Raw genomic sequence first — 211 nt, 5'->3', positions numbered from 1 at the left:
TAATAAGTGGCGGAACGGACGGGACTCGAACCCGCGACCCCCTGCGTGACAGGCAGGTATTCTAACCAACTGAACTACCGCTCCACCGAATTTCTTTGTCACTACCCGGATTCTTCATCCCGGTTTACTGCAATTTGATGCCTGGCAGTTCCCTACTCTCGCATGGGGAGACCCCACACTACCATCGGCGCTACGGCGTTTCACTTCTGAG

At 55.0% G+C, this 211-nt stretch carries 1 tRNA gene; it reads right to left on the bottom strand.

Going from position 1 to position 211, the window contains the following annotated elements:
- Positions 1-7: 7 nt before the first annotated feature.
- Positions 8-84: transfer RNA gene (locus OGV98_RS00015), tRNA-Asp, on the bottom strand.
- Positions 85-211 lie beyond the last annotated feature (127 nt).

Origin of the sequence: Citrobacter sp. Cf136 (assembly GCF_030333815.1) — a bacterium.
GTDB classification, from domain to species: Bacteria; Pseudomonadota; Gammaproteobacteria; order Enterobacterales; family Enterobacteriaceae; genus Citrobacter; species Citrobacter freundii.
The sequence above is the reverse complement of the archived record's forward strand: the minus strand, read 5'-3'. Positions and strand labels throughout refer to the sequence as shown.